This is a genomic window from Ruminococcus sp. B05, assembly GCF_003628495.1.
GTDB classification, from domain to species: Bacteria; Bacillota; Clostridia; order Lachnospirales; family Lachnospiraceae; genus Schaedlerella; species Schaedlerella hominis.
Window position 1 is genome coordinate 31,445 of record NZ_RBZR01000021.1, and the last position, 25,281, is coordinate 56,725.

General features: G+C 38.0%; 22 protein-coding genes and 1 pseudogene. 22 read left to right on the forward strand and 1 reads right to left on the reverse strand.

Annotated elements, in window-relative coordinates:
- The first annotated feature begins 31 nt into the window (after positions 1-31).
- The 10 genes from D8Q48_RS13405 (at position 32) to D8Q48_RS13450 (ending at position 10,163) form a co-directional block, all read left to right on the forward strand.
- Entirely contained in the window at positions 32-1,027 is a 996-nt protein-coding gene (locus D8Q48_RS13405; RefSeq protein ID WP_118062454.1) for a glycosyltransferase family 2 protein, read from the forward strand.
- A 4-nt stretch (positions 1,028-1,031) separates the two neighbouring features.
- The gene (locus D8Q48_RS13410) at positions 1,032-2,132 is read left to right on the forward strand and encodes a polysaccharide pyruvyl transferase family protein (RefSeq protein ID WP_118062453.1); all 1,101 of its coding nucleotides are present in this window, start codon (positions 1,032-1,034) and stop codon (positions 2,130-2,132) included.
- A complete protein-coding gene (locus tag D8Q48_RS13415; RefSeq protein WP_121056798.1) occupies positions 2,122-3,609 on the forward strand; it encodes a lipid II flippase MurJ in 1,488 nt (495 codons plus the stop codon). Before D8Q48_RS13410 ends, D8Q48_RS13415 begins: the two co-directional genes overlap by 11 nt.
- Positions 3,610-3,617: 8 nt before the next feature.
- A complete protein-coding gene (locus D8Q48_RS17825) occupies positions 3,618-4,145 on the forward strand; it encodes an acyltransferase (RefSeq protein WP_118062451.1) in 528 nt (175 codons plus the stop codon).
- A 4-nt stretch (positions 4,146-4,149) separates the two neighbouring features.
- A complete protein-coding gene (wecB, locus tag D8Q48_RS13425; RefSeq protein WP_118062450.1) occupies positions 4,150-5,274 on the forward strand; it encodes a UDP-N-acetylglucosamine 2-epimerase (non-hydrolyzing) in 1,125 nt (374 codons plus the stop codon).
- Positions 5,275-5,294: 20 nt separating this feature from the next.
- The gene (locus D8Q48_RS13430) at positions 5,295-6,533 is read left to right on the forward strand and encodes a nucleotide sugar dehydrogenase (protein ID WP_121056800.1); all 1,239 of its coding nucleotides are present in this window, start codon (positions 5,295-5,297) and stop codon (positions 6,531-6,533) included.
- Positions 6,534-6,594: 61 nt separating this feature from the next.
- Positions 6,595-8,463 carry a glutamine--fructose-6-phosphate transaminase (isomerizing) gene (gene glmS, locus D8Q48_RS13435; RefSeq protein ID WP_118062448.1) on the forward strand — a complete coding sequence of 623 codons (1,869 nt, stop codon included), beginning with the start codon at positions 6,595-6,597 and terminating at the stop codon, positions 8,461-8,463.
- An 88-nt stretch (positions 8,464-8,551) separates the two neighbouring features.
- Positions 8,552-9,283 carry a helix-turn-helix domain-containing protein gene (locus D8Q48_RS17635; RefSeq protein ID WP_243003841.1) on the forward strand — a complete coding sequence of 244 codons (732 nt, stop codon included), beginning with the start codon at positions 8,552-8,554 and terminating at the stop codon, positions 9,281-9,283.
- The gene (locus D8Q48_RS13445; RefSeq protein WP_118062447.1) at positions 9,252-9,785 is read left to right on the forward strand and encodes a VanZ family protein; all 534 of its coding nucleotides are present in this window, start codon (positions 9,252-9,254) and stop codon (positions 9,783-9,785) included. The genes D8Q48_RS17635 and D8Q48_RS13445 overlap by 32 nt, the downstream gene beginning before the upstream one ends.
- Before the next feature lie 189 nt (positions 9,786-9,974).
- Positions 9,975-10,163 carry a hypothetical protein gene (locus tag D8Q48_RS13450; RefSeq protein WP_118743823.1) on the forward strand — a complete coding sequence of 63 codons (189 nt, stop codon included), beginning with the start codon at positions 9,975-9,977 and terminating at the stop codon, positions 10,161-10,163.
- A 79-nt stretch (positions 10,164-10,242) separates the two neighbouring features.
- Here the strand turns inward: D8Q48_RS13450 and D8Q48_RS13455 are convergent, their stop codons facing one another.
- Positions 10,243-11,310, reverse strand: coding sequence for a helix-turn-helix transcriptional regulator (locus tag D8Q48_RS13455; RefSeq protein ID WP_118062445.1), 1,068 nt, complete (start codon positions 11,308-11,310; stop codon positions 10,243-10,245).
- Between the two features lie 633 nt (positions 11,311-11,943).
- On the opposite strand from D8Q48_RS13455, the gene D8Q48_RS13460 reads away from it, so the two are divergent.
- The 12 genes and pseudogenes from D8Q48_RS13460 to D8Q48_RS13505 all read left to right on the forward strand — a co-directional run.
- Entirely contained in the window at positions 11,944-12,195 is a 252-nt protein-coding gene (locus tag D8Q48_RS13460) for a hypothetical protein (RefSeq protein WP_118062444.1), read from the forward strand.
- A 151-nt stretch (positions 12,196-12,346) separates the two neighbouring features.
- Positions 12,347-12,814, forward strand: coding sequence for a helix-turn-helix transcriptional regulator (locus D8Q48_RS13465; protein WP_121056802.1), 468 nt, complete (start codon positions 12,347-12,349; stop codon positions 12,812-12,814).
- Between the two features lie 158 nt (positions 12,815-12,972).
- A complete protein-coding gene (locus tag D8Q48_RS17270) occupies positions 12,973-13,116 on the forward strand; it encodes a hypothetical protein (RefSeq protein WP_158576601.1) in 144 nt (47 codons plus the stop codon).
- Between the two features lie 163 nt (positions 13,117-13,279).
- A complete protein-coding gene (locus tag D8Q48_RS13470) occupies positions 13,280-13,948 on the forward strand; it encodes a sigma factor-like helix-turn-helix DNA-binding protein (RefSeq protein ID WP_118743825.1) in 669 nt (222 codons plus the stop codon).
- Positions 13,949-14,419: 471 nt separating this feature from the next.
- On the forward strand, positions 14,420-20,320 hold the full coding sequence (locus tag D8Q48_RS13475; RefSeq protein WP_121056806.1) for a SpaA isopeptide-forming pilin-related protein: 5,901 nt from the start codon (positions 14,420-14,422) through the stop codon (positions 20,318-20,320).
- Positions 20,321-20,414: 94 nt separating this feature from the next.
- Complete coding sequence (locus tag D8Q48_RS17275; RefSeq protein ID WP_172697015.1) at positions 20,415-20,561, forward strand: hypothetical protein; 147 nt, start codon at positions 20,415-20,417, stop codon at positions 20,559-20,561.
- Complete coding sequence (locus D8Q48_RS13480) at positions 20,554-20,793, forward strand: hypothetical protein (RefSeq protein ID WP_087202978.1); 240 nt, start codon at positions 20,554-20,556, stop codon at positions 20,791-20,793. Before D8Q48_RS17275 ends, D8Q48_RS13480 begins: the two co-directional genes overlap by 8 nt.
- A gap of 61 nt (positions 20,794-20,854) precedes the next feature.
- Positions 20,855-21,694 (forward strand): DUF6017 domain-containing protein, encoded by an 840-nt coding sequence (locus D8Q48_RS13485; RefSeq protein ID WP_270372691.1) that lies wholly within the window; start codon positions 20,855-20,857, stop codon positions 21,692-21,694.
- Between the two features lie 24 nt (positions 21,695-21,718).
- Complete coding sequence (locus D8Q48_RS13490; RefSeq protein ID WP_118062439.1) at positions 21,719-22,240, forward strand: PcfB family protein; 522 nt, start codon at positions 21,719-21,721, stop codon at positions 22,238-22,240.
- Positions 22,241-22,296: 56 nt separating this feature from the next.
- Positions 22,297-24,186, forward strand: a complete 1,890-nt coding sequence (locus tag D8Q48_RS13495; protein ID WP_330514726.1) for a VirD4-like conjugal transfer protein, CD1115 family — start codon at positions 22,297-22,299, stop codon at positions 24,184-24,186.
- A gap of 133 nt (positions 24,187-24,319) precedes the next feature.
- Positions 24,320-24,532 (forward strand): Maff2 family mobile element protein, encoded by a 213-nt coding sequence (locus D8Q48_RS13500; protein WP_005421639.1) that lies wholly within the window; start codon positions 24,320-24,322, stop codon positions 24,530-24,532.
- Positions 24,533-24,559: 27 nt separating this feature from the next.
- A pseudogene (locus tag D8Q48_RS13505) lies at positions 24,560-25,153 on the forward strand (CD0415/CD1112 family protein); the annotation flags it as partial.
- Positions 25,154-25,281: the final 128 nt, after the last annotated feature.

The following is a 25,281-nucleotide window of genomic DNA, read 5'->3' on the forward strand; positions in this document are numbered from 1 at the left end:
AAGATGCGAAAAGAAAGCGAAAATAAAGATTATGAATGAGAAAGTAGCAATAATAATACCTGTTTATAATTCTTCCGAATTTTTAGGAGAGTGTATAGAAAGTGTGATTGCACAAACATACAAAAATTTAGAGATCATTTTAGTAAATGATGGGTCTACAGATAATAGTTTAGAGATTATTGAAAAGTATTCTCGGAATGATAAAAGAATTAGATATTGTTCTTTGAAAAATAGTGGAGTGTCTACGGCGAGGAATAAGGGTTTGAAAATGTGCGAATCTGACAAAATTGTCTTTGTGGATTCGGATGATGTTATAACTCCAAATCTTATCGAAATGCTTACAGATGAAGGAGAGAATTCTGATTTTGTAATGTGCGGGTATATAGTTAATGATATGAATAAAAATACCAAATATGAGTATTTTTGTCCTGAATTTTCAGGGAAGATAAGAGAGTTTTGCAATCGCCTGATCGATTTTTTAATTCCACCTTATCTGTTGGGACCTTGCTTTAAATTATTTGATAGAAAAATAATCGAAAAGTGGAATATTACATTTCCGACAGATATTTCATATGGTGAAGATGCGGAATTTGTATTAACGTATCTTGAAAATATCAAAACCATTAAATGTATAAAAAATACTGGATACATATATAGACAATATGATTCAGGAACGCTGAGTAAACGATTCAGAAAAGATAAAATGGATATTTATAATAGAATAAACGAGCATATTTTGAAATTATTGGTTACTAATGATGCAGAAAATTGTCTTCCTGAAATTTATAATAGGTATATTCAAAATTTTGTTGAATATTCAAGAGAACTATTTATGTCCAAATTAAAGTATGATGAGAAGAAAAAACTTTTTTTCAAAAAAGGTGAATCAAATTATGTACTAAAATATGAAAAAAAATCTGGTGTACTTAGCATTGCACAAAAAATACTATTATTTTCACTAAAAACAAGGATTGTTTTCCCGGCATACTGTATTTTTTATTTAAAAGAAAAGATTTGTAGTAGGTGATAATATGAGGAAAATTTTTTTATGGGGATATTGGGCTAAAAATTTTGGTGATGATCTGTTCCTTAAAGTTTACTTGGAACAAATGAAAGAAGCTACCCATAACACATATATATTAACAGAAAAAAAGTATAAAGAATTTTATAAAAAAATGGGTGTAAAAGTTGTAACTAAGGATTCGTTTATTTATAAATTGTCCTACAAACTATTGATGTTATGCAGGAAACCAGAATTATATTTTTTATTGGTAAATAAAAGAAGTTTATTTGTTTTGTTAGGAGGCTCGTTATTTGCGGAAAATAAGGGAGAACTTGCTGAACAACAACAATTTGTTAATCTTGATTACGCAACAACAAAAGCGGAAAAAGCGTTTGTTATTGGAAGTAATTTTGGGCCATATACTCATGAAAAGTATAAAAAACAATATGAAGTATTATTCGGTAAAATGGAAGATGTTTCATTTAGAGATAAGATGTCTTTTGATTTGTTTAATCAAACACTTAAAAATGTAAGGTATGCACCAGATATAGCATTTGAAGGAAAGTGGGAAAAAAATATAAAAAATAGTAATAACATCGTGATTTCTGTGATTAACTTGGAAACTAGACAAGAGCTTGCAGCTTATAAAGATATTTATGAAAAAGGCATTGCAGATATATGTTTACATCATATAAATAAAAATGAAAAAATCTTTTTAGTGTCATTATGTCAACAAGAAGGTGATGATTTAGCTTGTAAAAGAATAAATGATATTTTGAACCAAAATAATAAACGATTTGTCGAAGTGATAAATTATAATTCTATAGATAGAACAATTGAGCTTTTCGCATCTGCAAAAAAAATATATGCTACGAGATTTCATGCGCTAATGATGGGATTGTATTTTCACAAAAATATAGTACCGATTATATACAATGAGAAAGGCATTAATGCAATAAAATCTTACTGCAGACCATTGAAATGGTTTTCAATAGAAAATTTCGATGAAAAAACTTTACATCAAATGACGAAAATAGAGCAAACAGCAGAATTAGAATTACCTGCTTCAAGGCAATTTCAAGGACTGCTGGAATATTACAGGCTTAGGTGGTGTAATAATGATATTTAAACAATTGAAACAGTATAGAGGTTCGTTATCACTTGTGTTAATGATTATTATTACTGGAATAACACAGGTTTTAACTTTAATGAAATCTTCGTTGGTAGCTGGAATATTTGGAACAGGTGTAGAAATAGACGCTTATAATTTGGCTAATAGTATCGTTTCATTTTTATTTGGATTTATAGCTGCCGGTATTTCTACGGTTATCATACCAAATTATGTAAGAAAGACTGAACGTAGAAATGTAGATTCATTTATTACAGTGCTATATGGAGTGATTGCTCTTATTGTTTGTATACTTATTGCTTTTAGGTATCAAATTATAGGAATATTCTCAAATAGAAATGAACTTTTTATAAATATTTGTTGCAATGCATTAGTGGTATTATTATTAGCAAATTATTTATTGGCAATATCAGACGTGACAGTTGCATATTTTCAATGCAAAGGGAAATATAATCTTCCTAAAATAGTTAGTCTGGTGGCTCAATTAATAGTAGTAGTAGTGTTGATACTATCACCAAGTCTTTCTATTTCACAATATACCTATATTATTGCTATTGGATTGGTTGTGAATTTTGGACTTGACACATTATTTGCAATTAAAGAAGGGTGGAGAATACGACCTTCTTTCTCTATTTCACTTGAAACAAAAAGAATGTTTGGGCTTTTTTTCCCAATAGTATTTAGCACCGGAATTTATAAATTGTCATTGATGGTAGATTCTACTATAGCAGCGAGATTGGAAACAGGTGAGATTACTGTATTATCATATGCTTCGCAAATATCAAATATAATTAATACGCTTTTAATTGGAAATTTGTTAACTTACTATTATCCTAAAATAGTAAGAAAAATAGATACTGATAATGATCAAAAATCATTTTGGAAACAGACAATTTTGTTCCATTTGATTGTATGTTTAGTAATTGCTGGTTTTACAACTGTTGGACATGAAACAGTAATGTTGCTATTTCAGCATGGGACATTTACAGAGGAAGCAGCAAAACTTGTTTATGTTGGAGCGTTAATATATATTATAGGACAACAGACGGAAGTAGTTCGTGATTTGATTTATCGCTATTTTTATGCAAAAGGAATTACTAGCGTAACTGCAAAAAATGCTATGGTGGTAAGTGCTGTTAATATTTCAGTAAGTATTATTCTTGTATATTTTATTGGATTTTTTGGTATTTTTTTAGGCACTATAATTGCTTCATTGGTATCCTTAATAATTATGTTTATTAAATTCCATACATATTTTGGATTTGAGAATTCATTTAAAACAATTTTTGGATCATTATTAAAAAATAATTGTATTGTTATTATTACGATAATAATAGTATTTATTTTAAAGAAAATCGTTGTTATCGAGTCATTGTTATTACAGATTCTTATATTTGGTACAGCAACATTGGGTATATATTTATTATTCTCAGTGCTGTTTTATAAAAGTTTTAAAGAAATGATAAAAATGGATTGAGGTTGAAAATGATAGGTTTTTTAAGAAGATTATATTTAAAAAGAACGTTGAAAAGAGTTAAGCAAGTAGGTATAAATGCATTTATACATGAAAGCACTGAAATATATGCACCTGAATTGCTTGAAATAGGGGATTATGTTCATATTCAACAGGGCTGTAAGTTTTTTGCTGATGGGGGAGGTATAACTATTGGAGAGGGAACCATATTTGCACATGATATTCAAGTAATGGCAAGAAATCATGTATATGATGACTCTGAATTGCAATCAGTTCCATATGATTGTCGTTATAAAAATAAAAAAGTAGTAATTGGTAATTTTTGCTGGATAGGAGCTAGAGCAACTATATTGCCTGGAATAACAATTGGAGATGGTGCTATTGTTGGGGCAGGGAGTGTCGTAGTGCATGATGTGCCGAAAGGTGCAGTAGTTGCGGGAAATCCAGCGAAAATATTAAAGTATAGAGATATAAATAAATTCGACAAGCTAGTCGAAGAAGGAAAATGGTATATCAAATTAAAGAAAGAGAAGGTATGACATAATGAAAAAAGTAATGTTGGTTTTTGGAACAAGACCAGAAGCTATCAAAATGTGCCCATTGGTAAATGAGTTAAAGACTAGAAAATCTTTAAAAACCATAGTATGTGTTACTGGACAGCATAGACAAATGCTGGATCAGGTATTGAACACATTTAATGTTGTTCCGGATTATGATTTGTCTATTATGAAGCAAGGTCAGACATTATTTGACATTACAACTGGAATTCTCGAAAAAATCAAGGCAGTACTTGAAGAAGTTAGACCAGATATTGTCCTGGTACATGGAGATACATCTACAACTTTTGTTACAGCTTTGGCTTGCTTTTATCTTCAAATTCCAGTTGGACATGTAGAGGCAGGGCTTCGTACATATAATATTTATTCTCCATATCCTGAAGAATTTAATCGTCAGGCAGTAGGAATTATATCTCAATATAATTTTGCACCGACCAAGATGGCAGCAGACAATTTAATCAAAGAAGGAAAAGATTCATCGAAGATATTTATTACGGGAAATACGGTTATTGATGCTATGCAACATACAGTACGGAATGACTATACACATCCAGAACTTGAATGGGTTGGGGATGGAAAACTTATTTTTATTACTGCACACAGAAGAGAGAACCTTGGAGAGCCGATGCATAATATGTTTCGTGCTATTCGTCGAGTCCTTGATGAGCATCCAGAGTGTAAAGCAGTTTACCCTATTCATATGAATCCGGAAGTAAGAAAAGCAGCGGAAGAAGAATTAGGTGGCTGTGAACAGATTCATATTATTGAGCCGATTGAAGTGTTTGACTGTCATAATTTTGAAGCTAGGTGTCATATTTGTTTAACAGATTCTGGCGGAATTCAGGAAGAAGTTCCATCTTATGGGCGTCCAGTTCTTGTGATGAGGGATACTACAGAAAGACCAGAAGGTGTAAAAGCAGGGACATTAAGACTTGTTGGTACCGATGAAGAAGTGATTTATAATAATTTTAAAGAACTTCTTGAAAATCAAGAATCATATAATGCCATGGCGAGAGCTTGCAACCCTTATGGTGATGGACATGCATGTGAAAGAATTGCTGATATTCTTGAAGAAAAAGAATATCAAGAGTGGATTGTTGAGAATTCTTAGAATATAGAGGAATGTGAAGAATGAAAATAGCAGTAGCAGGAACAGGATATGTGGGATTATCTATTGCCACTCTTTTATCTCAAAATCATGAGGTAATGGCGGTAGATATTATTCCAGAGAAAGTTGAGAAGATTAATAAAAGAATCAGTCCGATTCAGGATGAGTATATTGAGAAATACTTAAAGGAAAAAGATCTGAATCTGACAGCTACATTAGATGCAGAAGCAGCATATAAGGATGCAGATTTTGTTGTAATTGCAGCCCCGACCAATTATGACAGTAAAAAGAATTTTTTTGATACATCAGCGGTAGAAGCAGTAATAAAGCTGGTTATTGAATATAATCCAGATGCAATTATGGTCATTAAATCAACCATTCCGGTAGGCTATACTGCAAGTATCAGAGAAAAATTCCACTGCGACAATATTATCTTTAGTCCGGAATTTTTACGTGAGTCAAAGGCTCTGTATGACAACCTGTATCCATCAAGGATTATTGTAGGAACAGATATTGAAGATGCCAGGCTTGTAAAGGCTGCGAATGCATTCGCTGGATTACTGCAGGAAGGGGCTATTAAAGAGAATATTGATACTCTGATTATGGGATTCACAGAAGCAGAAGCAGTAAAATTATTTGCGAATACATATCTGGCACTCAGAGTTTCTTACTTTAATGAACTGGATACTTATGCAGAGATGAAAGGCTTGAATACACAGCAGATCATTAATGGTGTATGCCTTGATCCTAGAATTGGCTCCCATTATAATAATCCGTCATTTGGATATGGAGGATATTGTCTGCCAAAGGATACAAAACAGCTTTTGGCAAACTATGAAGATGTTCCGCAGAATATGATGTCTGCAATCGTTGAATCTAACAGAACCAGAAAAGACTTTATCGCAGATCGAGTTCTTCAGAAAGCTGGATACTATGCATATGGAGATGAGAACACCTATGATGCTTCTCTGGAGAAAGAAGTGGTGATTGGTGTATATCGTCTTACCATGAAATCCAATTCAGATAACTTCCGTCAGTCTTCTATACAGGGAGTAATGAAGCGGATTAAAGCAAAAGGAGCTACGGTTATTATTTATGAGCCAACACTGGGAGATGGAAGTACTTTCTTTGGTAGCAAAGTTGTAAATGATTTAGAAAAATTCAAAGAACAGAGTCAGGCAATTATCGCAAACAGATACGACAGTTGTCTGGATGATGTGAAAGATAAAGTATATACAAGGGATATTTTTAAAAGAGACTAAAAGGCAATACGAGGGGAGTATTGACAAATACATGTTTGTGAGTTAAGGAGTAGAATTTTTTATGTGTGGAATAGTAGGTTTTACCGGGAGACAGCAGGCAGCACCTATTTTATTAAATGGATTGTCTAAGTTAGAGTATCGAGGATATGATTCAGCCGGAATTGCTGTGCGAGATGGGGAGCATCTGGCACAGGTAGTAAAGGCAAAAGGCAGATTAAGTAATCTTGTTGAAAAAACGGATGAAGGAAAAGCATTGCTGGGAACATGTGGAATTGGACATACACGTTGGGCAACGCATGGAGAACCGAGCCAGATCAATGCTCATCCGCATGTATCTGGAAATTGTTCAAGATCAGGTTCCGGGGAAGTGGAATCTGAAGTTGTCGGAGTACATAATGGAATCATTGAAAATTACACGGAACTGAAAGAAAAACTGTTAAAACACGGTTACACTTTTTATAGTCAGACAGACACAGAAGTGGTAATTAAACTGGTGGATTATTATTATAAAAAGTATAACCTGGGACCGATTGATGCGATTGCGAAAACTATGGTTCGTGTGCGTGGATCGTATGCACTGGAACTTATGTTCAAAGATTATCCAGGAGAAATCTGGGTAGCAAGAAAAGATAGTCCGATGATCATTGGCGTGACCGATGGGGAAACATATGTCGCTTCTGATGTACCTGCTATTTTGAAATATACAAGAAATGTTTATTATATTGGTAATCTGGAATTTGCCAGATTAACACCGGGAGAAGCACATTTCTATAATCTTGATGGAGATGAAATCGAAAAAGAGACAACAGAAATTAAATGGAATGCCGAAGCTGCTGAAAAAGCAGGATTTGAACATTTTATGATGAAAGAAATCCATGAACAACCAAAGGCAGTTAAGGACACTTTAGGATCTGTAATAAAAGATGATTGTATTGATTTATCTTCGGTTGAACTAACCGAAGATGAAATTCGGGGATTTGATCAGATTTATATTGTTGCATGTGGTTCCGCATGGCATGTTGGAATGGCTGCACAATATGTAATAGAAGATTTGGCAGATATTCCGGTAAGGGTGGAACTTGCTTCAGAGTTTAGATATAGAAGAATGTCATTAAATAAAAACTCTTTGGTTATAGTGATCAGCCAGTCTGGAGAGACTGCAGATACGCTGGCTGCTTTACGTCTGGCAAAGGAAAAAGGAATCACGACTTTGGCAGTTGTAAATGTTGTTGGTAGCAGTATTGCACGTGAAGCAGATAAAGTGTTCTATACACTTGCCGGGCCGGAAATATCTGTGGCAACAACAAAGGCTTACAGTGCTCAACTTGCAGCAATGTATTGTCTTGCGGTTCAGTTTGCAAAAGTCGGAAATATGATTACAGAAGAACAGTATAGCAGTTACATTTCTGAGCTATTGACGATTCCGGAAAAGATTCAGAAAATATTACAGGATAAGGAAAGACTTCAATGGTTTGCTGCAAAATATGCAAATGCACATGATGTATTCTTTGTAGGTAGAGGAATTGACTATGCGATTTCTTTGGAAGGAAGTTTGAAATTAAAGGAAATTTCATACATTCATTCGGAAGCTTATGCAGCAGGAGAATTAAAACATGGTACGATCAGTCTGATAGAACCAGAAACTTTGGTAATTGGTGTATTAACGCAAAGTGACCTTTATGAGAAAACGATTAGTAACATGTTGGAATGCAAGAGTCGTGGGGCATATCTGATGGGATTGACAACATATGGCAAATATGAGATTGAAGATCAGGTAAACTTTGCAGTATATGTTCCAAAGATTGATGAGCATTTTGTAGGAAGTCTTGCAGTGATTCCGTTGCAGTTAATGGGATATTATGTCAGTGTGGCGAAAGGACTGGATGTAGACAAACCAAGAAATCTGGCAAAGAGTGTTACTGTGGAATAAAGTATTTGAAATTAGAGGTGCTCTGGGTTGGTATAGAGATAGATGTCAACCCAGAGTATTAGTACAAAATGATTGGATTGACACGAAAATGGGAAGACCAAAAAAGAAACCAGAATATGATTCGGAAAAGATAATGGAGCAGTTTACGAACTGTATTGCTGAAGCATATATGTCTGGAGCAGGCGGTGGATCAGCAAATTCATTACGGCAAATATCAGAACAGTTCAGCATTACCTTAATGAAGACACGCAAAATATTAATTACGGCGGGTGTGTATCATACTGAGCTTAGTGAGCAGGTTATTTCGTTAAGGGAAAAGGGAAAAAATATTTCAGAGATTATGCAGGAGACTGGGTTGAGCAGATCTTCGGTTCATTCCTATTTGCCGTATACAAAAATGATATACAATGCGGATGAATTAAGCCTGTATGCAGAGAGGTGTAGATTGTACCGGGAAAGAAAACAGGCTGTTGAAAAATTGTATTGCTGCATCGATAAATCATATGAATTACTGGAAAATCATTTGTGGGAGACGTTAAAATTGTTTTCAGGCTATTCTTTTACGACTGTAAAAGGATTAAAATTTCATTATACGGTCAATGGAAATGAAATTCTAATTGATCGAAAAAAGAAGTCAATAACCAGAAGTAGTGTAAATATTGCTCTGAAAGAAATAGTTAAGATGAATGGAAATGTAAGCGGACCGAAGAAATTGAATGTTTTTGGAGCAAGTTATCTGTATTCGATATTCTTGCGGTTTGGTCTGATTAAAATAGAAGGGGAATGGAATGGATATTTACCAGATATGGACAACATATAATAAGAAATGGTCGAAATATGAGATATTGGCATTTAGTGTATTGTTGCTCTTGACAGTTATCGTAGTAGCAGGATGCGTATGTAGAAAAAAGATTAATTTAATTCAGGCAGTAGCTGTTGTGATGATGGTAATATTTCTTGGAATTGTATTTGGTTCTACGGTATTTACCAGAACAAGTACGGTTCGTCAGTATGAATTGATACCATTCTGGTCATGGAAGGCAATTTTTAAATACAAAGACTGGGAATTGATAAAAGAAAATTTATTGAATTGTATATTGCTGCTTCCGGCCGGAGCATTATTACCGATAATTGCAAATCATAAAGTGAAATGGTATCGAGCATTATTGTTTGGAGTTCTGGTATCAGCGGTAATAGAAACAAGCCAGTTGGTATTTATGCGTGGATTATTTGAATGGGATGATATGATTCATAATGGACTTGGTTGTATGATCGGAAGCATGATAATCAATTTTTTTATGAAAAATAAAATTAGGGATTGACGAACATATGTTCTGATAGTATAATCATAAATGTCAGGAGGAAACAGGAGGTCAGCACTGATCCTTTGGATAGAATCTATATGGTAAGCAACAGTTAAGTACTGTTTCGGGATGGCTTATCAGAAACTCATCAGCGGTTTTCTTTCCCTTATCCGTTTGAGTGATATTATATTGCTTGGAGGACTGGAGATGAGATCAGATTTGAAAAAGATTTGTGAACAAAAAAGTACAGATTTAGTGGGACAGACAGAGAGAGCATTGTATTTGATGGCTGTAATCAGTGCGATTACAGATCGGGGGAATAATGCGGAAGTGAGACGCAAGAAAGACGGAACTTTAACTGTATATGAAGTAAAAAAGAATATCGTGACCGTTTAATAAATTGGTATTAAGCGAAGGACTAATAGGAGTCAGAAACATTTACACATAGAAGTGGATGTTCCTGGCTCCTTTTTTGTTATTCTGCTTCTGATGGAGTCGCTGGTGCTGGAGGAGCTGCAAGGCAACTCTTTAAAATACATGACAGTTCCCGATCATCTTCGTTCAAGATGTGGAAGGTCTTTTCCAGATTTGATTCATTACATAATTTGGCAAGTTCTTTTACTGAGGTAGAAAGAGGAATGTCTTCCTTCAATGTATTTTTTGGCAGTGCATAGTACTCAGTGGCAATATTTAAGTAATTTTCAAGGTTTCGTCGAAAGTCTGGATCAAAATTATTATGAAGAAGAAGTTCGTTTAAAGTTTTCTTTTTTATCCAGATATGCTTTTCCTGTATCCGAAGAAGCCCTTCGATGAGTGTACGGGTATCGGAATCAATTTCTGGATATTGCTGCATATTGCACAAACAGAATCGGTGTATCGCAGGATGACGATAACGCCCGGATGAGGCAGTTGCAGCACAGCCGATAACGCAGGCAAGTTCTTTGTTATTGAGATTGCCGTGGTTAAAAACCATGAACCACATATCTCCATATTTGCTACAAACAAGTCTGCAGAACATTTGGCTGTTAGATGAATAAACTAAAGTTCCCTCATAGTGCTTAGAAAATGGGGTACCTTCATTTGTAAAATCGCCAGAATCAATGTCAAGTATAGCGGAGCATTCATGCATAGAATTAAAATCTCCCAGACGAAGTGTTCCATGAACCAGTGTTTGACCTGAATGATCTTCTGGATAAGCAGAGGTTGGAAGAAAGAATACATGATAATTTCCAGTGTAGCCATTATATGCTGGATGCTCGATGTCGAAGATGAACCGTTGCTGTCCATTTTCTGCTGACGTTTTTGCGATTTCAATAGAATGAAATACAGCGTTGAGGTTTAAGTCTAATCCATCACAGACCTTTAACAAAGTGGATAAAGTTGTAGAGGAAGGGGTTTTAAACATGTTGTCGATAGTTCTTGGAGACATTTTCCCGGTTTTCTTGACGCAAATATCAGCCAGATCGCGAGAGGTTAAAGATTTTTCCTTCATAACATTCTCAATGTAATTGACGATTTTGCGAAGAATTTCTTGATTGTTCATAAGGTAGGACTCCTTTCTGAGAAAGTGACATTTATTGGTTAAATATATGATACCATATGTGCTTAGAAAAGAAAATAATAAAATTGCAAAATATTGCACAAAAAAATAATGTAAAAGAAAGGATATGCGTTGTTAATGAATAGACATGTAAAATAATGCAATTTGCACAAAAAAAGACACCATAACACATTGGTTATAGTGCATATTGACAATAAATGGTAGCAATGCTATAATGTAAAAGACCTACTCCCTTGGCACGAGAGTAGATCTAAAAACGCTTAGACAGACAAAATCGACATCATCCTACTGGTCTATATCCAATTGGCACTTGGAAATAATAGGATTGGTGTCGGCTTTTATCGGTACTATATCATGTTGTACATAACATTAGTTGCGGCTCAAATATGAGTGCCCTTCTATTGAGTAACTTTAGATCTGAACCTTCAACCCAGATTCTCTTTTCCTCTTTTTGAGGAACATATAGAAAAAGTTGTCAAATACAACATGCATTAGTATATCATGCGGAGAAAAACCAGTCAAGGTTTTTTTGCAATAGATATATTAAATTTGTATGAAAAATATGTAAAATAAGAACAATTTCCAGCAAGTATAGTGGCTGGAGAGACGAAAAGAATGCGAGAAATTACTATGGATAAAAATGCGATAAGAGAAACGGTGCGTATGATAGCAAGTGACCAGATCGTTATCAGCGTTGTAGGAGTAACTGTTTCAAGAAAAGATACACTTGAAAATTATATAACGGTAAACAACGAAATGATAACGGTAGTTGGGGGAAAGTCTCTGCTGATAAAGTACTTGGCAGGAGGCAGCTACGTGTTGACGATAAACGCAGGAAAATTATTTTGTGAAGGTAATACAGGATAAAAGTCTGAAAACGTAAGCACTACTTTTTTCTGGAACGGATTTTATGTATGGAATAGCCGGAATAGAAATGTCAATCATTTCGTCCGGCTATAATTGTCTTTATTTATAAGGCAACAATATAGAAAATCTGTTCAAGAAGGAGGTGGTTATAATGTCATCTGGCTGTGGGAAGCGAACTCAAGAAGATGTTGGAAAGCTTGTGGAATCCTGGCGTAAAATGGCTGGTTGGACACAGGAAACACTTGCAGGTTACTTGGGAATTTCAGCTAAACAATATCGGAGAATCTGTCGTAAATATGAGTATCAGTTTACAGGTACGCAGGCAAAATTTCTTTCAGAGCTGTCAGGAATAAGCATGGAGGATTTATTTCCTGATGTTGATATATGTATTGATTCGCGATTCTTGGCTAATATTAAAAAAATGCCAAGTTCACAGCAGACAGAGAAGATAACAATGGTAGAAATGGTAAATAGCGATGATGAAAATGATAATTTAATAATTGAATATGCAGGGGAAATAATGAGAATACAGGATAAAGAATTGAAGGCAGATATGACTAATCAATTAGGAGGTCTAGTGAAATTAAGTAGACGCTTAGATCAGAAAAAAAAAGGTTAAACGTTCGTTCACAACATGGTGAATGGGCGTTTTTTTTTGCCACAAGTATAAAAGGGACAAAAATGTCCCCTTAAAATTTGAAAAAAACGTTTATATGTCCTTTTTCTGATTTTGATAATTGTTAAGATTAGACCATCACAAGAGAGGAGGTAGAAGCAATGACCAGAGATGAATACTTAGAATTTATCAGGCATCAGCCCTACGATTCAATGGGAGATTTTAGCTTCCTTTTGGATGAAAAAGCTGATAGCTCTGAAAATACTGCGACACAAGCAGTAAGAGACAATATGAACGCTGATTAATCTGCTGACAGGTTTTGCCTGTATAGCTGATTGATACATTAAGCAGCAAGGAGAGGCTTCGCAAGCCGCTCGGTATAAAAAAAACCGGGCAGATCGGAGTCTTTTTTTGCTGCTTTTTTTGTCTGCTGACAGCCCGGTGCCGAAAGGCAGAAAGGTGGTTGTCATGCTGACACTCAGAAAATTAAAAGAAATGATAGAGTCCCCGAAGAAAGGCGCAAAGAAGCCGACTCCTAAAAGTTTACGAGAGGGTAAGGCTCCGGTTATTGCTCAGAAAGTAATAAAGAGCGATACCGATCTGGTTACGATCACGGTTTATAAGAATGGATATGTAGTTTATGAGGCAATGAGTCGGGTAACGGTATTTCCAATCGAAGATATTTCCGGCTACCGCTATTCATCCGTGGCTGGAAGTAGTTATGGATGTGACCTGGATGAATCCTATTTTGAAGAAGCGGAATGGTATCTGCGTTTCCTTCTTCATGGAGAGGATCGCCTGAGTATCAATCTGGACAGTCGCAATCAGAAACATTGTGTTTCTTTATCTTCTGCTATGGAAGAAATGCAGTTATGTGAAACGGCAGCCGAGGATATGGAAGAAATGATTATTCAGCAGATGATGACAGAAAACATGATGAATATGCTGACATCAAATCAGAGAGAACTTGTTTATGCTCTTTATTTCGAACACCAGACTTTTCAGGAATATGCAGAGATTCATGGTATCAGTTCAGCAGCAGTCAACAACAGAAGAAAGAAGGCACTTGCAAGACTTAGTGCAAGTCTGACAGCAGATTCCGAAACCGATAAGAAAAAGAATTTGAGAAAAAAATAAAAAAATTTGCGAGAGGGGGTTGGTAAAACCCCTCTGCCGGGCTTTATAGGTGAAGGGTTAATTCTTCAGAAAGAAAAACCCGGACTTGTACCTTGACAATTTCATACCAGCAGCGAGAGGATACCCGGAATTTTTCAGCTACGCATTCTTGCGGCGGAATCCGGTGAAAACGTGAGGGAATACAGATGGGAGGCACCCTTTGCAGGAAAGATTACGAATTACCTCTTGCGGCTTATAAATGCTTGATCCTTATTTAAATTGTTATTTCCATAAACGGAGATAACAGCAGATACCATGTGGCGGTGCTTCGCTTAGTGCAGGTGCCGCCATATGCATGTGCTGTTATCAATGAATTGGTATCAGTAACAGATAAAGTTGTCAGGGAGGTGGTTCCGATGATTGGATAGTGCAGGTACAGACCTGCTGAAAAGAAAAACGATGATAAATGAAGAAAGAGAGGATTAAGTCAAAATGAAAATGAAGTTCAAGAGATTCTTATCAGGGGTTATGGCAGTGGCAACGCTGGCATCGGTGATTGTTCAGCCGGTTGCAGTTTCAGCATCAGAGATTGAGCCGGAACCTCCATCATTTGAACAGCAGTATCCGGAATTAAAAGATGTCCAGGATTTACTTGATTCAGATGAAATTGTAACTGCAAATGATATTGAACTGTCTTATGGAGAAGAATTTGAGGTGGAAGTAGATCTGTCCGGTATCGAAGGGGTAGATGAAAGCAAAATGAAAATCTTATTCCATGAGGCAAAGAATGAAGATGGTGCAGATTTTGACACTCACACACCGGATACCTATAAGGCTGTGTATGCTGTGGAGCCGGTTAGCGGACATCCATCTTATAGAATCAGCAGAAATATCACAGTGAAAGAGCCGGAAACAGAGCAGCAGTCAGAAAGTTCTTCTGAGATTGTAGTTGATGACAATGGCGATACAGGAGATACGGAGCTGAGTGATGACGATTCAGATTCGCACCGGGAAACAGAGAACGAGATTGATTCCGAAACTGGACTGACTGTTTCAGAAGCATTAGAACAGGCAGAAAGTAATGGAATTGATCTGTATGCAATGGATGCAGGAGAAACCATAACCTTTATGGCTTCAGCAGGAAATGCAAGAAGTTCACAGCAGGTTTCTGTTACAAGGGGAACCATGTATCGTTACGCAGATTATGGATATGGTAGTTACCTTACTTATCAGTATACTGTGAAATTTGGTAATGTATCTGCCACAGCATACTGTGTGCAGCCATCCAAGCCGGGACCTGGTACGGGAACGTACACGATCAATAAGGTTGGAGATGGCAAGGCACTTGCGAAAGTATGTTATTACGGTACAAAGGCATCTGGAGATGATGGATTCTTTACAGAAGAGAATGGATATGGAAATTTAAGTGCCGGAGCCAGATTTATTCTGGTACACCTCGCAGCATCTTATGCAAATAGTAGTGGGGACGCTTTTTCAGGTGCAAACAGTACTGCACAGAATCTTGCAAAGAAACTTTATAATTATTGCGTTTCTCAACCGGATATTCCATCAGTGGCAATGTCTTTTTCAGATGCAAACGTAAAAGCCTATGTAGATGGTAACAGTCAGAGAACAAAGGATATAACGTTTAAGGCAGATGCATTACAGACAATTACTATGAAACTTCCTGCAGGTGTACAGCTTCATAACCTGACAACAGGGAAAACAAGTAAAGCCGGAGAAAGCGTTGAAATCTGTGGTGGCACAAAGTTTTATCTGTCTGCACCGCTGACACAGGTGAGTGATGTGGCAGAGAACTGGTCATCTACCATGAAGGGAAGCATTACAAAAGATTATTCTGCTTATAAGATTACCACAGGATCTGGAACACAGGATCTGGCACTGGTATTTGGAGAAGGCGTGGACGATGAAAAGTATGTGGACTTCAAAGTATCCTGGATTGAACTGGCAACAGTAGAAGTTGTGAAGAAAGATTCCACAGCAGATGTAAATCTTGCTGGTGCTGTATTTGGTATTTACAGCGATCCGGATTGCAAAAATCTGATTACTACAATGCCGGAAACAGACAGCAACGGCAAATCTTCTGCAACGATTGTAAAAACACAGGATACCGTATATCTGAAAGAAATCACAGCACCGAAAGGCTATGTACTTAATACGACAGCTTACAATGTGAAGCTGGTAGCAAGCAAGACTACAACTACAACCGTACCGGACAAGGAACAGCTTGGAGAACTGACGGTATATAAAGAAGGTCAGGTTCTTGTTAGTGCAGATGTCAGTGACAGTGGTGTTGCATTTCAGTATGAAAACAGACGTCAGAAAGGTGCAGTATACAATGTATATGCCGGAGCGGATATTATATCTGCTTATGGTGCGAAGATTTACAGTAAGGGTGATCTGGTAAAAGAAAATCTGTCCACGGATGAAAACGGAGCATGTGTTCTGAAAAATCTGCATCTTGGAACTTATGTTGTAAAGGAAATGCAGGCACCGGAGAACTTCTACAATGCAGGGGAAGAAAAAGAAGTAACGCTTTCCTATGCAGGACAGAACGTGGAAGTTGTATTTTCCGATGTAACATTTACAAATGACAGACAGAAAGCAGATGTGAATGTTGTGAAAAAGGATAACGATACAGATAATCCGTTATCCGGAGGTATCTTTGCTCTGTATGCTGGCAGTGACATTGCAAATGCAGATGGAACAGTGATTGTAAAAAAAGGAACATTGATTGAAAAAGCGACAACTGGAGCAGACGGAAAAGCAGCATTTACTGCAGATCTGCCGATTGGATTTTCCTATGTAGTGAAAGAGGAACAGGCACCGGAGAACTATCTGAGAAATTCAAAAGACGTATATACGTTCAAATTTGCGTACACCAATGATAATGAGCCTAAAGTTTCATTTACACATACGTTTGTGAATGAGAGAGTCAAAGCTAAGATTACTCTGGAAAAGAGAGACGCTGAGACGAAACAGGCAGTTGCACAGGGAGACGCAACACTGGAAAAAGCAGTATATGGACTGTATGCCCGTAATGATATTGTTCATCCGGACGGTGCGACTGGTGTAATCTACAAAGCAGGGGAGCAGGTTGCTACACTGACTACGGATAAGAATGGACAGGCTTCTGTGGATAATCTGTACCTTGGAGATTACTTTGTGAAGGAGATTAGTCCATCTGTTGGCTATCTGGCAGATGAAAACGAGTATGACCTGGTTTGCAACTATGAAGGGGATCTGGTTACTGAGGTCAAACGTGATTGTACTTCATTGGAACAGGTAATCAAACAGCCATTCCAGATTATTAAAGCAGCCAATAATGGCAAGACAGACGCTGATCTTTTGGCAGGAGCAGGTTTCAGTGCTTATCTGGAGTCTTCTCTGACAAAGAAAGCGGACGGAAGTTATGATTTTGATTCCGCTACGCCGGTTGTAATTGGAGAAAATGGTGCAACAGAAATCTTTACAGACGAAAAAGGATATGCTTGCAGTATTGCACTTCCGTATGGAACTTATATTGTACGTGAGACTACAACACCTCACAATTATACTCCGGTAGATGATTTTACAGTTTGCATTACAGAAAATCATCCAAATACTCCGCAGACATGGCGTGTGCTTCTGGATGATGAATTTGAAGCGAAGCTGAAAATTATCAAACAGGATGATGAGACGAAAAAGCCGGTTTTACAGAAAAATACAGAGTTCAAGATTTATGATCTGAACAATAAGAAGTATGTAGAACAGGTTACTACTTACCCGACTACGGTGAAACATAAGTCTTATTTTACAGATGAGCAGGGATATTTGATTCTTCCGCAGAATCTGAAAATTGGAAAGTACCGTATTGAGGAAGTAAATGCACCGTTTGGCTACACGCTGAACGAAAATTACTATGAAGTAACAGTAGATTCCAACACTGCATATCAGATGGAAGGAACTTCTGGGGATGTGATCATCGAAGTGATTTATGAGAATCATCCGGTTAAAGGAGAATTGACTATCGTGAAGAAAGGCGAGGTTCTGGATGGATTTAAAGATGATTTTACATATCAGACAGAAAATCTGGAAGGAGCAGAGTTTGAAGTTTATGCAGCAGAGGACATTTATACCGCAGATTTCCAGAAAGACGATAATGGAAACCGTATTCTGGAATATGCAGCAGGTGCTCTGGTAAAAACTGTTACAACCGATAAAGATGGAAAAGCGGTCATGAAGAATCTTCCACTTGGAAGTTATAAGATTGTGGAAACGTCTGCACCGGAAGGCTTTGCTTTAAATAGCGAAGCACAGACAATTACATTCTCTTACAAAGACCAGGAAACACCAGTGATCGAACAGACAGCCACATTTGACAATGAACGTCAGAAAGTGGAAATTTCAGTGGTTAAGCAGGATGCAGATAATGAATCACCAGTTGCAGGCGCAGAATTTGGACTGTATGCAAAAGCAGATATAGAAGCTCACGGAACAGTAATCGTGAAGGCTGATACACTGATTGGAACCGCAATTTCCGATGAGAACGGAAAAGCTGTATTTTCACAGGATCTGCCATTTGGTGAGTACTATATCAAGGAACAGAAAGCTCCGAAAGGCTATGTATCTTCTGGTGAAGTGATTGAAGTGAAAGCTGAATATCAGGGACAAGAAGTAAAAGTTGTACAGGTTGCTTCTGTATTTAAGAATCAGCCGACCAAAATTGAGGTTTCCAAGTCTGATCTTACGACAGGAGTAGAGTTATCTGGTGCGACACTTACTGTGCTGGATAAGGATGGAAATGTAGTTGACACATGGAAATCTGTGAAGGGTGAGAAACATCTGATTGAACGTCTGACCGTAGGAGAAACCTATACACTTCGGGAAGAACTGGCTCCGTATGGGTATCTGAAAGCAGAAGAAATTACTTTTACTATCGAGGATACCGGAGAAATCCAGAAGGTGGAAATGAAAGATGATGTGCCAACAGGAACAATTCTTATTAATAAAAATGGAGAGTTCCTGGATAAAGTGACCCCACTGGATTCTGTGGGTGGCTGGATCAGTCATTTATTCCAGTATGTGACAGGAAATCTGAAGGATGTTACGTTTGAAGTTTATGCACTGGAAGACGTGAAAGCGGCTGATGGAGAAAGTGAGGATTACTACAAAAAAGATGAACTGGTAGCAACCATTACGGCGGATGATACCGGGGTTGCCAAAGTATCAGGACTTCCGCTTGGCAAGTATTATGTAAAAGAGAAAGCTACGGTGGATGGTTTTGTCCTTGATGATAAGGCAAGAAAAATTGATCTGACATATAGAGATCAGGATACTGCAGAAGTGACTTACTCTGCTGACTGGCAGAACAACCGCCAGAAAGCTGAGGTAGAAGTTGTGAAAAAAGAGAAAGATTCTGATCGAGTGCTGGAAGGGGCTGTGTTTGCTCTTTGTGCGAAAAATGATATTACAGGTGCTGATGGAAAGGTGATTCTGAAAGCGGATTCTGTGATTGAAGAACTTGCAACTGATAAAGAGGGTAAATTGACATTTACGGCAGACCTGCCGATTGGCTTTGAGTATTATATCAAAGAAACCACTCCGGCACCTGGTTTTGCAACAACAAATGAAGTACAGGAGTTTAAGTTCGAATATGAAGGTGCAGACAAGGAAAAAGTAAGATATTCCTTTACTTTTGAGGACGAGCCTACTGTAATTGAAGTTACCAAGACATCTCTGACAGATGGAAAAGAACTGGAAGGGGCAAAACTTCAGGTAACTGATGAAGATGGTAAGGTGGTAGATTCCTGGACTTCCGGCAAAGAAGCTCATATCATCAAAGAGATGGTAGTAGGACGCAAATATACTCTGACAGAAACAAAACCGGCAGACGGTTATGTAACAGCAGAAAGTATTACCTTTACCATTGAAGATACTGCAAAACCGCAGAAAATTGAAATGAAAGATGATGTGACGAAGGTAGAAATCTCTAAGACGGATATTTCCGGAAAAGAACTGCCAGGAGCAAAACTGACAATTCTCGACAAAGACGGTAAAACGGTAGAGAGCTGGACTTCAGAGGAGAAACCGCATTACATTGAAATGCTTCCGATTGGGGAGTATACACTTCGGGAAGAGTCTGCCCCTGATGGTTATCTGATAGCTGAGGACGTGAAGTTTACAGTTGAAGATACTGGGGAAATCCAGAAAGTAGTTATGAAGGATGAAACAAAACCAACAGAAACACCAGTGCCGGAAAACCCAACCACACAGGTAACAGAAACACCGAAAACAGGTGATGATACACACATGCTTCTTTGGATTCTGCTTGCAGTAGCAGGTATGGCAGGTGCAGTATCAGCAGTGTGGGTAGTAAGAAAAAAGAAATAAGAAACCTTTGACCAGGAGGGCATTTATGGACAGAATTGATTCATAAATGCCCTCTTTTTGCTAATACTAAGAAAAAATGAAAGGGGAATGTATTTTGAAACAGATATTGATTATTGCAGGAGTAGCGGTTATCGCAGCGGTTAATTTTGTAATGTACTGCTGTCTGAGAGTGGCATCACAGGAGGATCAGATGTTGGAACGAATGAGTAAAAGAAGGGAGCAGGAAGGAGACGATGATTAGATATGCAGAAGACAAGCCAAAGTCCTGTGAATACTGTTACTTCTGGAATGAGAAGAAGAAAGAATGCAGGCAGATGAGATGTTTTTATCAGCTTCCGGAGAAGCCGCCTGACCCAGATCCGCTTCATCGCTACTGGGTTCCATGTAAAGGCTGCCCATATGGGAAAAGTCCCTGCATTGGCTATTGCATGGCGAAAATATTAAAAGAACAGAGAGAGAAGAAGTCTGGATAATCGTACATATGCCTTTCCATATCATTATGGGGAGGAAGCTGAGCAGTACACGTTCTACCGGATTCCTAAGATTCTTTTTGTAAGCCCGGTATTTGGAAACTTATCCTGTGAGGCAAAATTGCTGTATGGATTATTGCTTGACCGTATGCAGTTATCTATGAAGAACCGATGGCTGGATGCAGAGGGCAAAGTATATATCTATTTTTCACAGGAACAGATTTCAGGACTTATGGGATGTGGAGTGAAAAAAGTCCGGTGCCTGTTAAAAGAACTGGATGACAGAAAAGGAATCGGGTTGATTACAAGAGTCAGGCAGGGATTAGGAAATCCCGATAGAATTTATGTAAAAAAATGTGTATCACCAGACAGGTTAAAGGGAAACTTGCAGTACGGTCAAAATGACCTGTCAGGAAAGGCAGAAATGACCGATACAGACAGGTGCAAATTGCCAGGTAATGATATAGAGGATAGTAATACTGAGAATAACGATACAGAGTATCATTCATTCTATTCGGATAGCAGTGAAATGAAAAGAAAAGAGGCAGAGCGTAGTGCCTATCAGCAGATTATTAAAGAGAATATTGGCTATGCCTACATTGTAGATGAGTTTAACCAGCAGATGTTGGATGAAATTGTCGGTCTGATGGTAGATGTGGTGTGCTCGGAACAGGAATTTATACGGATTGGAGGAGACAGAAAACCGCTTTCCGTTGTAAAAAGTCAGTTTCTGAAATTGGATTCAGAACATATGCGATTTGTTCTTCACTGTATGAAGGAAAATACCAGTAAGGTATTGAACATGAGGCAATATTTGCTGGCAGTATTGTATAATGCACCATTAACGATCAGCAATTATTATTCATCTCTGGTACAGCACGATATGTATGAAGGAAATATATGATTTTACGGAAAGGAAGTGATTCAGGTGCAGGAGGAGGTAAATGAGAAAACGGTATCATTGTGTATTACCGGTGGCAAAGTAACAGTTCGCTTATTAAAACAGGCAATGATGAGATTCCTGGCTGCAATGGAAAAAGAAAAGGTGGAAAGATCAAGAAAACAGCAGCAGACAAAAGGACCGCCGGATAAAGAATACCATGGAAAGCAGAGCATGAAGAAGCTGGCACAGCAGAACGTACAGCTTTCCAATATTGAGATCACGGATAATAATATCAAGGCTTTTGAGAAAGTGGCGAAGAAATATGGCATTGATTTTAGCCTGAAGCGTGATAAGTCCGTAGATCCACCCAGATACTTTGTCTTTTTTAAAGCAAGGGACGTGGATGTAATGACAGCAGCATTTCGGGAGTTTACTGGAAAGACACTGAATAAAGCGAAAAAGCCGTCTGTCAGAAAAAAATTACAGGAAGCGATTACTGCCAGAAGCCAGGACAAGCAGCGAGAGCGGGAAAAAACAAAAGAGAAACAGAAGGAGCCGACGTTATGATTGGAATAAAGAATTTAAAGAAGAAACTCAAAGGATTCCAGGTACGTCCGCCCAATATGGAGAAAGCGAAGAAGGTTTTGCTGTATCTGCCATATGTGATTGTGTTCTATGTGGCAGGTAAATTTACATGGCTGTATCAGTATTGCCGGGGTAGCACCGTGATAGACAGACTTGTTGTTCTGCTTACGAATTATCCCCTGGCTTTTAAGGATTGGCGTCCATGCTTTCAACTGAAAAGTCTGGTGGCAGGTACAGTTGCAGCAGTCAGCATATGGGGAGTCGTATATTTTAAGGGCAAAAATGGAAAAAAGTTTCGACAGGGTGAAGAATATGGTTCTGCACGTTGGGGAAATGAAAAAGACATAGCGCCCTTTATAGATCCGGTCTTCGAGAATAATATCTTACTGACACAGACAGAACGGTTGACGATGAACAGCCGACCAAAGAAACCCAAGTATGCCAGAAATAAGAACGTAATCGTGATCGGAGGCTCAGGTAGCGGTAAGACCAGATTCTATGTAAAACCACAGCTTATGCAAATGCCGGATAATGTGAGTTTCGTGGTCACCGACCCCAAGGGAACCATCATTGTAGAATGCGGTAAAATGCTGGCAAGGGGAACACCGAAGAAGGATAAGAACGGAAAAATTATGCGTGATAAACATGGCAGAGTAATCATGTCACCGTATAAAATTAAAGTGCTGAATACGATTAACTTTGCAAAAAGTATGCACTACAATCCATTCCATTATATTCGTTCGGAAAAAGATATTCTGAAACTGGTAAATACCATTATGGTGAATACGAAAGGCGAAGGCGAAAAGTCCAATGAGGATTTCTGGACGAAAGCGGAACGTCTGCTGTATTGTGCTTTGATTGGGTATATCTGGTATGAAGCACCAGAGGAAGAACAGAATTTTTCGACTCTGCTGGAGTTTATCAATGCTTCTGAGACAAGAGAAGAAGATGAGGAATTTAAGAATGCAGTCGATGAACTGTTTGAGGAACTGGAAAGAGACAATCCAAATCATTTTGCAGTAAGGCAGTATAAAAAATACAAACTGGCGGCAGGAAAGACAGCAAAGAGTATTTTGATCAGTTGTGGTGCCAGACTTGCTCCATTTGATATTGCTGAACTTCGGGAGCTGATGTCTTATGATGAAATGGAACTGGATATGATTGGAGATCAGAGGACTGCACTGTTCATTATTATCTCTGATACGGACGATACGTTTAACTTTGTAGTGGCGATGATGTACAGTCAGCTTTTCAACTTATTATGTGACAGGGCAGACGATGTTCATCATGGAAGACTGCCTTATCATGTGCGAATCCTCTGTGACGAGTTCGCAAATATCGGCCAGATTCCGAAGTTTGATAAGCTCATTGCAACCATCCGAAGCAGAGAAATCTCAGCGTCCATTATCCTGCAATCACAGTCTCAGCTTAAAACAATTTACAGGGATGCAGCCGAAACCATTACAGGCAACTGTGACACAATGTTGTTCCTTGGTGGTAAGGAAAGTACCACATTGAAGGAAATTTCAGAGACACTGGGAAAGGAGACAATTGATTTATATAATACCTCAGATACAAGAGGTCAGAGCCGGTCTTATGGATTGAATTATCAGAAGACAGGCAAAGAACTGATGAGCCGGGATGAACTGGCAGTCATGGATGGTAATAAATGTATTTTACAGTTACGTGGTGTCCGTCCATTTTACAGTGATAAGTTTGACATCACAAAACATAAGCGGTATAAGCAGTTATCCGATTATGACAAAAAAAATGAGTTTCATGTGGAAGAATACATGAAACACCAGATGGAAGTACGGCTGGAGCCGGAAGAACAGTTTGACCTTTATGTGTATGAAGGAAGCGAACTGGAAAAGCAAATAAATACTGAAAAAGAAGGCACAGAGCATGTAGAGGAAAACAATACATAGCTCTTTTTTGATGCCCTTTTGGGAGGTAATACTATGCACAAGCATGAAAGACCGCCCATTAGGGCGGAACCTCTGAGTAGAAATTACCGGAACAATACAACAAAGCAGGAATTTCGAAAGGAGAACATAGATTATGGCGTTTTTTACATCAGCAATTAATATTTTACAGACTCTCGTAGTCGCTATTGGAGCCGGATTAGCAGTTTGGGGAGTAATCAATCTGCTGGAAGGTTATGGAAACGATAACCCAGGTGCAAAGTCCCAGGGAATCAAGCAGCTTATGGCAGGTGGAGGTGTCGTTCTGATCGGTACACAGCTTGTACCATTACTGGCGAACCTTTTTTAGCCGGAAAGGTAAGAAGGGAGAACACGCATGGATAAGATTTTTGAAGCAATAGAAGAATGGATGCGGAACCTTCTTACAGGCATGGTTAGCTCAAACCTGACAAACATGTTTACTGACGTAAATGAAAAAACAGGAGACATTGCAAGTCAGGTTGGGCAAACGCCCCAGGGATGGAGCGGCAGTATCTTCAGTCTGATTCAGAATCTGTCAGACTCCGTGATTGTGCCGATTGCCGGAATGATCATAACCTTTGTGCTGTGCTATGAGTTGATTTCTATGCTCACAGAAAAGAACAACATGCATGACATTGATACATGGATGTTCTTTAAATATTTTTTCAAAATGTGGGTGGCGGTCTGGTTTGTAAGTAATGCGTTTACGATTACCATGGCGATTTTTGATGTGGGTCAGAATGTGGTAAACCGGGCAGCAGGAGTGATCAATCAGCAGACAGCAATCAACATTGATTCGGTAGTTACGTCAATGGAAACTGCGATGGAGTCAATGGAGGTAGGAGAGCTGATCATATTGGCATTAGAAACTCTTTTGGCGAGTCTGTGCCTGAAGGTTATATCCATATTTATAACGGTCATTTTATATGGTCGTATGATAGAAATTTATCGCGCGTCCAGAAGCGCCGCTTTTCATCCAAAGGCAGTGCGCGGACATTTTGGGAATCCGGCTTTAGCAAGCCGGTAAAGAAAAGTATCAAAGGCGTGAAAAGCGTCACTTTAGCGTCATCCGATTTA

What these genes read in the sequence shown, in the direction of transcription:
- D8Q48_RS13480 (WP_087202978.1), top strand. Translation starts at nt 20,554, where the DNA reads ATGATTAGATATGCAGAAGACAAGCCAAAGTCCTGTGAATACTGTTAC.
- D8Q48_RS13495 (WP_330514726.1), top strand. Translation starts at nt 22,297, where the DNA reads ATGGAGAAAGCGAAGAAGGTTTTGCTGTATCTGCCATATGTGATTGTG.
- D8Q48_RS13475 (WP_121056806.1), top strand. Translation starts at nt 14,420, where the DNA reads ATGAAAATGAAGTTCAAGAGATTCTTATCAGGGGTTATGGCAGTGGCA.
- glmS (WP_118062448.1), top strand. Translation starts at nt 6,595, where the DNA reads ATGTGTGGAATAGTAGGTTTTACCGGGAGACAGCAGGCAGCACCTATT.
- D8Q48_RS17270 (WP_158576601.1), top strand. Translation starts at nt 12,973, where the DNA reads ATGACCAGAGATGAATACTTAGAATTTATCAGGCATCAGCCCTACGAT.
- D8Q48_RS17635 (WP_243003841.1), top strand. Translation starts at nt 8,552, where the DNA reads ATGGGAAGACCAAAAAAGAAACCAGAATATGATTCGGAAAAGATAATG.
- D8Q48_RS17825 (WP_118062451.1), top strand. Translation starts at nt 3,618, where the DNA reads ATGATAGGTTTTTTAAGAAGATTATATTTAAAAAGAACGTTGAAAAGA.
- D8Q48_RS13410 (WP_118062453.1), top strand. Translation starts at nt 1,032, where the DNA reads ATGAGGAAAATTTTTTTATGGGGATATTGGGCTAAAAATTTTGGTGAT.
- D8Q48_RS13405 (WP_118062454.1), top strand. Translation starts at nt 32, where the DNA reads ATGAATGAGAAAGTAGCAATAATAATACCTGTTTATAATTCTTCCGAA.
- D8Q48_RS13430 (WP_121056800.1), top strand. Translation starts at nt 5,295, where the DNA reads ATGAAAATAGCAGTAGCAGGAACAGGATATGTGGGATTATCTATTGCC.
- D8Q48_RS13450 (WP_118743823.1), top strand. Translation starts at nt 9,975, where the DNA reads ATGAGATCAGATTTGAAAAAGATTTGTGAACAAAAAAGTACAGATTTA.
- D8Q48_RS13470 (WP_118743825.1), top strand. Translation starts at nt 13,280, where the DNA reads ATGCTGACACTCAGAAAATTAAAAGAAATGATAGAGTCCCCGAAGAAA.
- D8Q48_RS13455 (WP_118062445.1), bottom strand. Translation starts at nt 11,310, where the DNA reads ATGAACAATCAAGAAATTCTTCGCAAAATCGTCAATTACATTGAGAAT.
- wecB (WP_118062450.1), top strand. Translation starts at nt 4,150, where the DNA reads ATGAAAAAAGTAATGTTGGTTTTTGGAACAAGACCAGAAGCTATCAAA.
- D8Q48_RS13460 (WP_118062444.1), top strand. Translation starts at nt 11,944, where the DNA reads ATGCGAGAAATTACTATGGATAAAAATGCGATAAGAGAAACGGTGCGT.
- D8Q48_RS13445 (WP_118062447.1), top strand. Translation starts at nt 9,252, where the DNA reads ATGGATATTTACCAGATATGGACAACATATAATAAGAAATGGTCGAAA.
- D8Q48_RS13415 (WP_121056798.1), top strand. Translation starts at nt 2,122, where the DNA reads ATGATATTTAAACAATTGAAACAGTATAGAGGTTCGTTATCACTTGTG.
- D8Q48_RS13465 (WP_121056802.1), top strand. Translation starts at nt 12,347, where the DNA reads ATGTCATCTGGCTGTGGGAAGCGAACTCAAGAAGATGTTGGAAAGCTT.
- D8Q48_RS13500 (WP_005421639.1), top strand. Translation starts at nt 24,320, where the DNA reads ATGGCGTTTTTTACATCAGCAATTAATATTTTACAGACTCTCGTAGTC.